The organism is Ruegeria sp. CL3, from assembly GCF_056536505.1.
This window is the reverse complement of sequence record NZ_JBQFPT010000008.1, coordinates 150,999-162,916: the sequence shown is the minus strand read 5'-3', so window position 1 is coordinate 162,916 and position 11,918 is coordinate 150,999. Positions and strand designations below refer to the sequence as shown.

9 protein-coding genes and 1 pseudogene are annotated in these 11,918 nt (G+C 58.2%); all 10 read right to left on the bottom strand.

Going from position 1 to position 11,918, the window contains the following annotated elements; all coding sequences use genetic code 11:
* Positions 1-30: 30 nt before the first annotated feature.
* Positions 31-531, bottom strand: a pseudogene (gene tssB / locus ACR0NO_RS13780) (type VI secretion system contractile sheath small subunit); the annotation flags it as partial.
* Positions 524-1,381, bottom strand: coding sequence for an ion transporter (locus ACR0NO_RS13775; RefSeq protein ID WP_170378691.1), 858 nt, complete (start codon positions 1,379-1,381; stop codon positions 524-526). The pseudogene tssB and the gene ACR0NO_RS13775, both read right to left, overlap by 8 nt.
* Positions 1,382-1,438: 57 nt before the next feature.
* Positions 1,439-2,656: a hypothetical protein gene (locus ACR0NO_RS13770; protein WP_170549437.1), complete on the bottom strand. Its 1,218-nt coding sequence runs from the start codon at positions 2,654-2,656 to the stop codon at positions 1,439-1,441.
* A gap of 85 nt (positions 2,657-2,741) precedes the next feature.
* Positions 2,742-4,298, bottom strand: coding sequence for a hypothetical protein (locus tag ACR0NO_RS13765; protein WP_170675844.1), 1,557 nt, complete (start codon positions 4,296-4,298; stop codon positions 2,742-2,744).
* Between the two features lie 41 nt (positions 4,299-4,339).
* Positions 4,340-7,057 carry a type VI secretion system ATPase TssH gene (gene tssH / locus ACR0NO_RS13760; protein ID WP_480724347.1) on the bottom strand — a complete coding sequence of 906 codons (2,718 nt, stop codon included), beginning with the start codon at positions 7,055-7,057 and terminating at the stop codon, positions 4,340-4,342.
* Positions 7,058-7,059: 2 nt separating this feature from the next.
* The gene (gene tssG, locus ACR0NO_RS13755; protein ID WP_480724346.1) at positions 7,060-8,130 is read right to left on the bottom strand and encodes a type VI secretion system baseplate subunit TssG; all 1,071 of its coding nucleotides are present in this window, start codon (positions 8,128-8,130) and stop codon (positions 7,060-7,062) included.
* Positions 8,094-9,971, bottom strand: a complete 1,878-nt coding sequence (tssF, locus tag ACR0NO_RS13750) for a type VI secretion system baseplate subunit TssF (protein ID WP_480724345.1) — start codon at positions 9,969-9,971, stop codon at positions 8,094-8,096. Before tssF ends, tssG begins: the two co-directional genes overlap by 37 nt.
* Positions 9,972-9,976: 5 nt before the next feature.
* The gene (tssE, locus tag ACR0NO_RS13745) at positions 9,977-10,471 is read right to left on the bottom strand and encodes a type VI secretion system baseplate subunit TssE (protein ID WP_170378426.1); all 495 of its coding nucleotides are present in this window, start codon (positions 10,469-10,471) and stop codon (positions 9,977-9,979) included.
* On the bottom strand, positions 10,464-11,285 hold the full coding sequence (locus tag ACR0NO_RS13740) for a type VI secretion system accessory protein TagJ (protein ID WP_480724344.1): 822 nt from the start codon (positions 11,283-11,285) through the stop codon (positions 10,464-10,466). The genes tssE and ACR0NO_RS13740 overlap by 8 nt, the downstream gene beginning before the upstream one ends.
* Positions 11,286-11,366: 81 nt before the next feature.
* Positions 11,367-11,861 (bottom strand): Hcp family type VI secretion system effector, encoded by a 495-nt coding sequence (locus tag ACR0NO_RS13735; RefSeq protein WP_170378430.1) that lies wholly within the window; start codon positions 11,859-11,861, stop codon positions 11,367-11,369.
* Positions 11,862-11,918: the final 57 nt, after the last annotated feature.

The window sequence follows — 11,918 nt, the reverse complement described above, 5'->3', positions numbered from 1 at the left end:
CATATCCCGCAAGGCGTCCAACGTGGCCTCATTGTCCTGCTCGGGGAGCGAACTGCCCGCAAGGGCACCCAGAAGGGCCGGATCGGCCAGCACTTTTTCGATCAGTGTCTCGGCCCCAGTCTTCCCATCCATATAGGCCATCAAGGTCGACAATTGCGTGCGGGCCTCAAGCAGTTTGCGCAGAGGCTCGATTTTTGACGCGATCTGGGCCGGGGTGAAATCAGCCATCTTCTCGAATGTCAGATCGACGGCCAGATTACCCTCGCCCGTCAGCGTATTGGGCACGGCAAATTCAACGCGCGGGGCCATGGCCTTCATACGATCGTCGAAATTGTCGACATCAATTTCAAGGAATTTACGATCCGAGACTGCGGGCGTTTCGACCGTTGACTTGCCGGAGAGATCGCTCATCACGCCCATGACAAAGGGCAGTTGAACCTTTTTCTCGGCCCCATAAAGCTCCACATCATATTCAATCTGAACGCGCGGAGCCCGATTGCGGGCGATGAATTTCTGAGAGCTGTCAGCCATCGGTTTGACCTTTCAACTCGGCTACTTCGCGCCGCAGGGCGCGAACCTCGACCAGCAGTTCCTTCACGCGATCATCTACGATATCAGTCTCACTGCGCACCAGTTCTCGCAGGTGCGAGAACTCTTCAACCGACTCGTCCTCCACTGCGGATTGCATGGTGTTGACCAGCAGACCGATGAACAGGTTCAGAACCGAGAAGGCAGTGATAACGATGAAGGGTACGAAGAAGATCCAGGCGGTGGGATGAACCTCCATCACTGGGCGGACGATGCCCATCGACCAGCTTTCCAGCGTCATGATCTGGAACAGGGAATAGAGCGATTTACCCAAAGACCCGAACCATTCCGGGAAATCCGGGCCGTACATCAGCGTCGCCATGACAGCAAAAACGTAGAACACGATTGAGATCATGATGATCACCGCGCCCATACCTGGTAGCGCGTCCAGCAAGGCCTGGACCACCGCCCGCATCTGCGGGATGACCGATAGCAAACGCATCGCCCGGATGACCCGCAACCCACGCAGCGCGGACAGCCCGTCGCGGTTGGGCAGCAATCCCAGCGTAACAACAACAAGGTCAAAGATGTTCCAGGCGTTGTTGAAGAAGCTGAACCGGTAAGCATAGAATTTCATCAACAGCTCGGCCACGAAAATGCCCAGCACGATCTTGTCGATCACAACCAGGGTCGGGCCAATACTCGATTGAACCGAAGGAGAGGTTGATAGCCCCAGCGTGATCGCGTTGAAAATGATCACACCAAGAATGGTGTTGGTTACAGCCTTACGCTCGACAAACTCGCGCACGGTGTCGCGGAGCGTTTCGCTCTTCTCGATACCGGGTTCCACCAACACCTCCTGTTGCTTTGGGTGTCGGGCACGGCGAACCGCACCCGAAGATTTACGTGTTTAACCAACGACGTCGCTGATTCCGTCCACCAGTTTGTAGACCCCTTTGACCGAGGTAAACATTGTCTTGGTCTCTTTCAGAACCGTCATCTTGTCCAGCTTCTTCAGCTTGTCCATGATCGTGGTGTCATCCACTTTCAGACCGTTGCCTTCCATCAGAGCCTCCATCTCGGCCAGGAACTTCTGACGTTCCTCGAGCTTGGCGGCCATGGCGCTGGCCTCACGCTTGACGGCCATGCATTCAGCCCCGAGCTTGACGCCCTCTTTCAGGGTTTTCTGCGACTTCGCAGCCTTCATCAGCTTGTCAGCGGCCTTGCCCAGATCATCGACCTTATGGCGCGTTTTCGTCGTATGCTCACGATAGAGCGCGCGTTTCTTGTTCGAGTCCTTTTGATAGACCTGATAGCCCTTGATCGCGAAATCCGCGATTTCCTTGGCGATCTTCTTGGCGTCCCGGCCCTTGGTGACCTCATCCCCCATGGCGAGGGCCTTGGCGGTCAGTTTCTTGATCGCCTCCATCGGTTTCTTGACTGAGATACCCGAAGTGTCCGTGATACCCTGCCGCTCAGCCGCCTGCATGATCGAGGTGCCGCGTAGCTTGATGTATTTCTGGATGGCGCCTTCCAGGTCCTTGCGCAGTTTTTCTTCACCCTTCAACTGCTGCTGAACCTCTTTGCCCAGATCGTAGACCTGTTTGACAATTGTCTTGTAGGCCATGACATCCGCGCCCGAGGTCGCCACAAGCCGCGTGACAGCCGTGCCGATCTTGATCACACCAGCTGTCACCTTGAGCGTGGTCTTGACCCGCGCCTCTTTCAGCAGCTTGTCCTTATTCGCCTCAACCTTGATCTGCTTTTCGATCGCGACCTGAGCGGCCCCTTCGGCCGACCGCAGAGCGTTCTTGATCATCTGGTTGGTGGCCTGGATCATCTTCTCGGCTTCAGCCTGAGATTTCTGACCCGGCGTCTTCATCAGCTCGGCGACTTTCTTGTCGAGCTTGACCGCCTCCTGACTGATCACCGTCTCATAGCGCTCCAGCTCTTTCATACCGGCTGCTTCAAGACGTTTCAGCGTGGTCGACGGCACCGGACCTTTGGCCGTGACTTCGAATTTGACGTCAACGCGGTAGCTGGGGATCTCAATATACTGAAGCTTGGGCTTCGACCGGATGAGATCGACCACGTAAAACTTGTGAGGTGTAACTGTCTGCTTTGCCATTTTTTTCGCGCCTATATTCCGTTTTCGTTCCTGCCGGATGAGGTCGGCGCCACGTGGCTTTGGGCCACGGGCGCCGCCCCGCCGCTTAGCCGATCGCTTCTTCCAGCTGATCCTTGCCTTCCGAGGCAATGTCGTTGAACAGCCCAAGCGCCGTGTTGACCGTATCAAGCGTGCTCGACGCTTCCTTGAAACCAACCCCGGCATTTGCACCCGCCAGCGTCAGGTTGACGACAACCGGGAATACCTTGTCGAAGATCTGCGCGTATTTCGGATTGCTCGAATTCAGCGCATCCAGCATCTTCTTGAGGTTCGGCGCGTTCTTGTCCGCGTCCGAGACCCGCTTCATCATATCCGAACACCCGTCCAGACCCTTCTGCAACGAGGCACGGGCTTTCTTAAGCTTGTCCAGATACTTACCGGCCTTCTTCGCGTCTGCCTGCTTCATTGCTTTCTCAAGCTTGTCGCATTCCTGCAGACCTTTCATGATCGCCTGAGACAGTTTGCGCCCACCAACTTCAAGCCCGGCGACTTTGTTTTGCCACAGACCATAGTTCTTGTCGCATTTCGGCAGAGTGGCCAGGAACGGCGTATCGGTGCCCAAAATACCCTTTAGGACTGAGGCACCAACCTCGGCACCGCCCTGAACCTGCTTTTTGGCCTCGCCTTCCGCGGTGCGATACCGCTTGAGGAGCGTGTCCAGATCGCTTTTGAGGTTCTTTTCGACCTTCTCGGCCTCTTGCGCGGCGTCCTTGATCTTATCAGCCAGTTGCGCAACGCCCCGCACCAGCGAGACGATCCCCAAGGCCAGCGACGCGCCGCCTGTTGCGGCCGCACCGGCCACACCCGCGGCCCCACCGACGACACCCAACACGCCAAGCGTGATGTCAAAGCCGGTTTTAACCTTATAGTCCTTGTACTGTTGCTTGCGCTTCACAAAGGCCTGCCAGCGCTTGGCCGGGATCGACTCATAGTGCTTTTTAGCACCGTTCATGATGGTCGCGAGCTTGTCGTCGAACCCTTTGATCAACGCCGCGCGTTTCTTTGCGTCGCTGGCCTTCTTGATCGCCGCATCCGTCGCCATCAGCTCTTTGGCGATCAAGGCAACCAGCTTGTCGGTCACTGCATTGGCGTCATCCACCATCTGCTGCGGCGTGACATAGTCGCCCTCATCTTCCAGAACATCCAGAAGATCATCGTTCAGCTTCAACTGGAACGCATAACCCTTCAGCTCTTTCAGCCAATCGGGCTTGTATTTCTTGGTAATCTCGGTGCCCAGATCCTTTTTCCAGATGACAACCGACTTACCCAGTTTCTGCTTGGGCGCATCACTCGAGGCCGACTTAGCCCGAGCCGCTGCGTCCTTTTTCTTTTCCTCGAGTTCCTTTTCTTTCTTGTCGATGATCTTGGGGTACTTTTTCAGGACCGTCACTGTATCCGAGTGCTTGCTGCCCGCGAGCTTCACAGCCTCGGCAACCTTGCGCTTGACGTTGGACAAGGCTTTCAAAGTCTTGTCCCAATCCATTTGATCTTCGGCGACCTGGTATGCTTTCAAAGCATCGCCCAGGCCGGTTTTCTTCATCAGCTTCGGTTTGTTCTTGGACCACCATTTCTGATCCAGTTCCGGTGTCATAGTCGCCTTCATAAAGTGTCCCCTTTCTCGGTCAGACGCATCATGCGTTGCGCTCAATCAAACCCGTAAGTGAAGTCCCCGTCTGTGACGTCGATCACGACTTTGGAAACTTCTTCGCCCTCCATCATTCTTTTTAGGAATTCTGCCGAGATATCCGGCAGCATTGTATTGGTCACGATCGCGTCGATCATACGACCACCGCTGTCCAGCTCCTGACAACGATTGACGATCTCGTCCACGACTGCATCGGTGTATTCGAATGGTACACCATGAGCAGATTCGACGCGCTTCTTGATTCGGCCAAGTTGTAGCTTTGTAATCTCGCCCAGCATCTCGGGGCTGAGCGGATAATAGGGAATCGTCACCAAACGACCCAACAGCGCTGGTGGGAACACCTTCAGCAGCGGATCGCGCAGCGCCTTGGCCATGCCTTCGGGATCGGGCATCAGATCCGGGTCCGCGCACATATCCATGATCATCTCAGTGCCGACATTCGAGGTCAGCAAGATCAGCGTGTTCTTAAAGTCGATCACGCGGCCCTCGCCATCCTCCATGACGCCCTTGTCAAAGACCTGAAAGAATATCTCGTGCACGTCTGGATGGGCCTTTTCGACCTCGTCCAGCAGCACGACCGAGTATGGCTTGCGCCGCACCGCTTCGGTCAGCACGCCACCTTCACCATAGCCGACATAGCCCGGAGGCGCGCCTTTCAGGCTGCTGACGGTGTGGGCCTCTTGGTATTCCGACATATTGATGGTGATGACATTCTGTTCACCGCCATACAGCACCTCGGCCAAGGCCAGAGCGGTTTCGGTTTTACCGACGCCGCTGGTGCCTGCCAGCATGAACACGCCGATAGGCTTGTTCGGATTGTCCAACCCCGCGCGGCTGGTTTGAACGCGCTTGGCAATCATTTTCATCGCATGATCTTGACCAATCACACGCTGCGCCAGACGGCTTTCGAGGTTCAGGATCGTCTCGATCTCGTCCTTGACCATGCGGCCCACGGGGATACCGGTCCAGTCGCCAACAACGCTCGCCACCGCCTGATGATCGACGATGGGCAGGATCAATGGGCTATCGCCCTGCACTTCTTCCAACTCAGCGTTCTTGGCTTTTAGTTCGGCCAATAGTGCCTCACGGTCGATGGGCTGTGCGTCAGGAGCTTCTTCGGTCGCGGCTTCGCCTTCGGCAGTGCCAGTGCCTTCGACTTCTTGCCCGCCTGCGCGCAGCTTGGCCCGCAGGTCGAGGATTTCTTCGACCACTTTCTTTTCAGCCTCCCAACGCCCGTTGAGTTCGGCCAACCGCGCCTCTTCCGCCTCTTTCGCGGTATTCACGGCCTCGCGCCGGTCGGCGACGTCATAGCCTGCAGTCTCATCGCGTTCGATGATCTCCAATTCGGTGGTCAGAGCCTCAATCCGGCGCTGGCTGTCATCCACCTCAGCCGGAACCGCGTGCTGAGACACCGCGACCCGCGCGCAGGCCGTATCCAGCAGGCTGACCGATTTGTCCGGCAGTTGCCGCGCTGGGATATAGCGCGCGGACAGCGTCACTGCCGCCTCGATCCCTTCGTCCAGCACCTGCACGCGGTGGTGTTTTTCCAGCATCGAGGCGATGCCGCGCATCATCAGAACCGCTTTTGGGATATCGGGTTCTTCAACATGCACGACTTGGAAACGACGGGTCAGAGCCGGGTCTTTCTCGATATATTTCTTATACTCGGCCCATGTGGTCGCGCCGATTGTGCGCAACGTACCGCGCGCCAGCGCCGGTTTCAGCAGGTTGGCCGCGTCGCCGGTCCCGGCAGCGCCCCCGGCCCCGACCAACGTATGAGTCTCATCGACAAACATCACAATCGGAGTCGGGCTGGCCTGAACCTCATCAATCACCTGACGCAGGCGGTTTTCAAACTCACCCTTCATCGACGCGCCCGCTTGCAGCAGGCCCACATCCAGAACCAACAGGCGTACATCTTTCAGCGCCGGTGGCACATCGCCACGCGCAATCCGCAGAGCAAACCCTTCGACCACGGCAGTCTTACCCACGCCCGCCTCACCCGTCAGGATCGGGTTGTTCTGACGACGGCGCATCAATACGTCGACGATCTGGCGGATTTCCTCATCTCGGCCGACGATGGGATCAATCTCACCGTTGCGAGCCTGTTCGGTCAGGTCGGTGCAGAACTGCTCCAACGCCTCACCCTTGCCCATCGCGCCGGGGGCCATTGCGCCGCTGGCCTCGCCCGGCTCAGCGCCACCGCCCACGTTCGAGCCATCCTGAGCGCCAAGAGTGTCCTCGGGTGAGCCATCGGTGGCCTCGGCAAAGCTGTCGGCCAGATCATCCGCGCCAATCTTTGCCAGCTCCGGCGACATGCTGGCCAAGATGTTGCGCAGTGCAGGCGTCTTGAGCATGCCGAGGATCAGATACCCAGTCCGCACTTTGCTGTCCGAATAGAGCAACGAACCCCAGACCCAGCCGCGCTCCATCGCGTCCATCAGATGATCGGACAGGTCCGAGATCGAGGATGCCCCACGCGGCAGCATATCCAGGCTGCGCGTCAGCTCCGACGCAATCTTGCCCGGATCCAGATCATAGTGCTGAATGATGCGGTGAATGTCGCTGTCCTGGCCGTTCAGGATCTGATGCAGCCAGTGTTGAATTTCGACATACGGATTGCCCCGCATCTTGCAGAACACGGTGGCCCCTTCGATGGCCTGATAGCCAAGCTTGTTCAGCTTGCCGAACAGCGATACGCGGCTGATTTCCGTCATCTTCAATACCTCTCGTTATGGGCCAGTTCTTCGGCCTCGAATTCTTGTGATACATATCTGGGATACAGGATCAGATCGTCCGCATCCGGGCGGTTCTGGTCAGGATCATCGCGGGTTCGAATCCAGCTGGTATGACCCAGCTGCGTCGTTCCACCCAGCGAGGCGCGCGGCACCTCATCACCGGCCAGCACCAGATTGACCTCCCAATCCAAGGTGTCGCCGGCATAGGTGCGAATGATCGCCTCCATCCGTTCCTGAGAAACGCCGCCGGGCAGCAGGCGTTTGTAGTCTTCAAGCGACAGTGGCCCGATGCGAATACGGAACTTGGCCGCACGCGACCAGACGCGGTTGCCGATGCTGGTGGATTGCCCCAATCGCGCGGGCGAGCCGAGCTGCCATGTGTCGTCCGGCTCCAGCTCTAACCAAGAACCGACGAACTGCTGCACATGCGCTTCCACCCCGAAATAGTCCGACAGGATCGCGATCAGACCTTCGACCGTTTTCGTCCCCGACCCAAGATGCCCTGCAAAGAAACGACGCAGCATATCCGGCATCGCGTCACGGTCGCTGTAGTCTTCGCCCTTGAACCCGGCCAAAGCCGCCACGCGCTGTTCAAACGGATCATCGCCCCGGTCGAAACTCGGCGCTGGTTCGGCCGCTGCCCAGGCACGGTAGAGCAAGCTCATCATCCGATGCGTCAGCATGTCGGCAAAGGCCACGAAAGTCGGGTCGCGGTGGTTGCGCTGACGGTCTCGGGCGAACTCAGTCAGGTGCAGGGGCAGAGGGCCTTGCGGACCAAAAAAGCCAAAGAACAGGTTGTTGAGCTTGCCCGGCGCGCCGTCGGTCGCCGGTTCAAACCGCGTCAGCGTGTTGGGCGGAAAGGCCAGTGAGACATCCTGCCCCAAACGCACGCGATCCTCGCGCGGGCGGCGCGATTCACCCAGGCGCGGCGCATCCGCATAATGCGCTTCGATCACCCGTAACGCCTGAAAGACGTGATGCCTTTCAGGATCAGCCGCCAGCGCGGCAAGCAGGCTCAGATGATCCTGCCCAGTCCGGCCGCTGGTCGCCATCTGGCAATCTCTCCTCGTCGTTCGGTTTTCAGCACGGTTTCCGTGAAGCTGTTGATCGTGGTGTATTTGCGGAAGAACCGCTCGAGCACCGCGCCCAGCACATAGACGCTGGTGCCTTCGTAGAAACTTTCGTCGAAGCCCAGCGTGATCTCTAACCCGCGCACCGCCGTACTGAGGACCTCGTCGCTCATCCGGCGCACGATGGGGCGGCTGGAGACCGAGACGACGCCCTCAAGCTGTTTCTCGGTCACGCGGTTGCCGAGCGGTGCATAGATGCCGAGCAATTCGCGCAAAGCGCCCGCTCCGCCTTCTTTCCCATCGCCCGCAATGGACAGATAATTGAGGCTGAGATGGCTGATCAGTTTCCACGCAGCATCACCCTGCGCCAAGGTCGCGTGCGGGCGCGTCGGTGTCACAGGCGTTCGGATTGTCTTGACCGGACCACCGTCTGGAAGATGAAAGACGTCATCTCCGCCTGCGGCCAGCAAGAGGGGCAAATCGCGGTTGGAGCACAGCGCTTCAACCGCCAATTGCTCCAACGATCCGGGATAGGGCGCCTGCGCTCGGTCAACCAAAGTCAGGTAGACCTCGGACCCCAAGTACGAGGTCCGCACGCCCCGCAGCCGTTCCTTTTCGTTGCGCTGCCGCATCCGACGTTTAATCGTGTAATAGGCCGAGTGATTGTCGCCCGCCGCCGTCAGATCGGTGTCGCTGTAGAAGGGGCGGAAGGAAATGTCGCCCTCTTCATCGGATTGAATGCCGGTGACACGTTCAATCCCAAAAATCTCATAGTCGAGACCCGCAGTACGGTTGGGCACCACGTGATGCTGCGTGTCCATCTGGGTGATATGCACCCGGTCGCAGCGGCGGTGGAACAAATTCACCGCAGGCACCGCGTTCAACGCAAAGGCCGCAGGGGTCAAGGCGGGGGCGACATCGCGCATCCCGTCCTGCAACAGAATGTAGATATCCACATCCGTGCCTGTCGATTTCTCAAGCGCGGGCCGCAAGCCGGTCAGTTCCACAAAGAGGAACCGTTCCGGCATCGCAAAATATTCCTGAAGTAAGCGATAACCGTCGAAGGACTGGCGCGGCGTTGGCAACAGGGCCTCATCCGCGTCAAACCCTTTGGGCAGCACATCCGCAGTCGTCAGCCGGGTGGTCCAATCCGCGCGGCGGTCCGTCGAGCGGCCCGTCAGCCCAACACATTGGGTGGCCAGCAACTCATGCAGGGCCCAAGCCTTGCCGCTTTGGGCGTCCAGATGCAGCACGAGGTTGTCCATACCTAGCTCGGCCATCGGCTCACCGTCGGTGCGGTTCAAACGCAGGCGAATACCGGCGCGCGCGTCGGTGTCGCGCGCCACTCCGGCAGCCACCAGTTCCCCCCGGCCGTCAATATATTCGGCCTCTGTGATCTCAATCGGCCAGAGGGTTAGGTCCGAGGACGTGGTGAACTCACACGCGGTTTGTTCGCCCTCGGCCAAACGCGCGCGCAAGGTGGTGCCTCGCGGGATCGGGTAGCCTTCTTTCAGGGCAGCATTGCCGATGTCGGGCTCCATCTGCGCCACCATCATCGACGGTGTCGGGGCTAGGTAGTGCGGATAGACAATCTCTAGCAGGTTCGAGGTGAAAGTCGGGAACTGCATGTCCAGTTCCAGCTGAACCCGAGCCGCCAGAAACGCGCTACCTTCCAGCAAACGTTCGACATAGGGGTCGACAACCTCGATCCCTTCCATCCCCAGGCGCGAGGCAATCTTGGGATAGGCATTGGCAAACTCGGCCCCCATTTCGCGCAGGAAAGCCAGTTCGGTTTCGTAGTGTTTCAGAAGCCGTGTATCCATCGCGCCTAGCTCCGCTCGATCGAGACTTCGCCGGTGGTCACGTCGACCCGGCTGCGCAGATACAATTCCAGAGGCATGGGCTGCGCCCACATCACGGCGCGGATGTCATAATCCACATGCATCTCGCCCGATTGCTTTTCCGAGCGCAATTCGACCGCGACCGACCCTTTCACGATCCGAGGTTCAAACACCTCGATAGAATCGGCAATGGACTTTTGAATGCGCTGGGCTTGACGCAGGGTAGAGAACGAGCCCGAAGTCTGGCGGATGCCGTAGTTCAGGACTGATTTGGAAGCATAAGGATAGACGTCCTCATCAATCAGATCGGATTGATCGGTGGTGTTGAGCAACATGGACAGATCGCGCTGAATGATCTCGCGCAGGCGCCCGACGTCAATCACGCGGGAATCCCGCCCCTCTTTCAACTGATCCGGCGCGTCATCCGTCAACCGATCCAGAAGCGAGGGTTGCAGACGTTCGGCAAGGGTCTTCTCAGCCATCTCCCGCCGTTTCCCCGGCCCCGACCGCCACGTCCAGAACCAGTTCGCGAATGTCCATCAGCGCGATGTCGGATTTGTCTGTTGTCAGCAAACGTTGGCCCAGCCCGACAAAGGTTTCGCCGCCGGCATCAACCCAAGTGGTCGCCCGCGCCAGACGGGCAGCATCATCACCCTGTTCGGTTGATCCGGCATAGCGTGTTGGGATCAGGGCGGCGAGTTCCCCTCCGCTGGAAACTGTCAGCGTGCAGGCCGTCCAGACCGCGTCACGCAGGTCGCTGGGCGGTTCGATATCGATCCGAACGATCTGAGAAAACGGCAGCCAGAAATAGCGGCCGTTCACAATCACTTCGAGGACCGGCCCCAGCCGCATATCGGCATCGGCGATCCATTCGAACGATTCACCGTTCACCGTGCCGGATGTCGCAGGCGCAGCGTCAAACGCTCTCCCGCGCAGCTCAGTGGCCTGGTCGAAATGCCCGCCAGCCGTCAGTTTCTGTGCCTCGATAAGATGGGCCAGCCACTCTTCTGGCTCGCCAAAAATCATTGGGGTCTTTTCCCCGGCAAAGACCTTTTCGCGATAGACCTCGCAAATGATGGCCTCCCGGTAGGTTTTGGCCATCATCGTGGCCGCTTCATCCATTTCGGCGCTCAGTTTCAACTGGGTGATCGCGCGTTTCCAGTCACCCATCACACAGAGCAGCTGAAACAGAAAAATCCGCAGCTTGGCGTCTGCGGGATTGGCACGGACTTTATCTTGCAGAGAGGCCAATGTGGCCGCCAGATCGCCTGATTTAAGATGCTCTTCCGGCGTCATGTAACCCTCGCGCAGTCAGGATGGAAAAAGTGCGAAAGCCCCGGCGGCAAATGCCACCGGGACCCGTAGTCGTTTGAAACCTTAGCTGACGTCGCCGGTTTCCAGGTTCCACAGGAACTCGTTGCAGTCGCTGAGCTTGCCGGTTTTGAAGTCGGCGATCTTGTACTTAACCGAGATGCCACGATACGCGACGGTCCAGGTTTCCGACGGGATCGAATCTTCGCCGCCATCTACCGAGTAGCTGTCCACGATTGCATCACGCAGCTTGATGATCAGATAAGGCTCCATGCCTTTCTTTTCGTCATCGCCAGACCGGCACATGTGGATCAGCATTTCCGAGTTCGACTTGCCCGACGCGACATAAGTCATGATCTTGGCAGACGCTTTGCTGAGCTCGGTGTTCAGGGTCACTTTGCCGAAATTCGCGTTGGCATAACCGCGCTGCGTGGTGCCCATGTCGGACATGTCCAGCGTACGCTCAACCTCCCACGAGATCGACTTAACCGCGATCCAATCTTTGTGCTGCTTTTCCCGTGCTTCGCCCGGGAAGTCCATCTGTACAAATACGTTTTCCATTTTAGCCTTCCTCTTTTCTAGTTTCTAAACCCGGTTTACCGGAGGGTCGTGACGGCG

Excerpts from the sequence above, each read along its gene's own strand:
- tssH (WP_480724347.1), bottom strand. The coding sequence starts at position 7,057 with ATGACGGAAATCAGCCGCGTATCGCTGTTCGGCAAGCTGAACAAGCTT.
- ACR0NO_RS13735 (WP_170378430.1), bottom strand. The coding sequence starts at position 11,861 with ATGGAAAACGTATTTGTACAGATGGACTTCCCGGGCGAAGCACGGGAA.
- ACR0NO_RS13770 (WP_170549437.1), bottom strand. The coding sequence starts at position 2,656 with ATGGCAAAGCAGACAGTTACACCTCACAAGTTTTACGTGGTCGATCTC.
- ACR0NO_RS13740 (WP_480724344.1), bottom strand. The coding sequence starts at position 11,285 with ATGACGCCGGAAGAGCATCTTAAATCAGGCGATCTGGCGGCCACATTG.
- ACR0NO_RS13765 (WP_170675844.1), bottom strand. The coding sequence starts at position 4,298 with ATGAAGGCGACTATGACACCGGAACTGGATCAGAAATGGTGGTCCAAG.
- tssE (WP_170378426.1), bottom strand. The coding sequence starts at position 10,471 with ATGGCTGAGAAGACCCTTGCCGAACGTCTGCAACCCTCGCTTCTGGAT.
- tssG (WP_480724346.1), bottom strand. The coding sequence starts at position 8,130 with ATGGCGACCAGCGGCCGGACTGGGCAGGATCATCTGAGCCTGCTTGCC.
- tssF (WP_480724345.1), bottom strand. The coding sequence starts at position 9,971 with ATGGATACACGGCTTCTGAAACACTACGAAACCGAACTGGCTTTCCTG.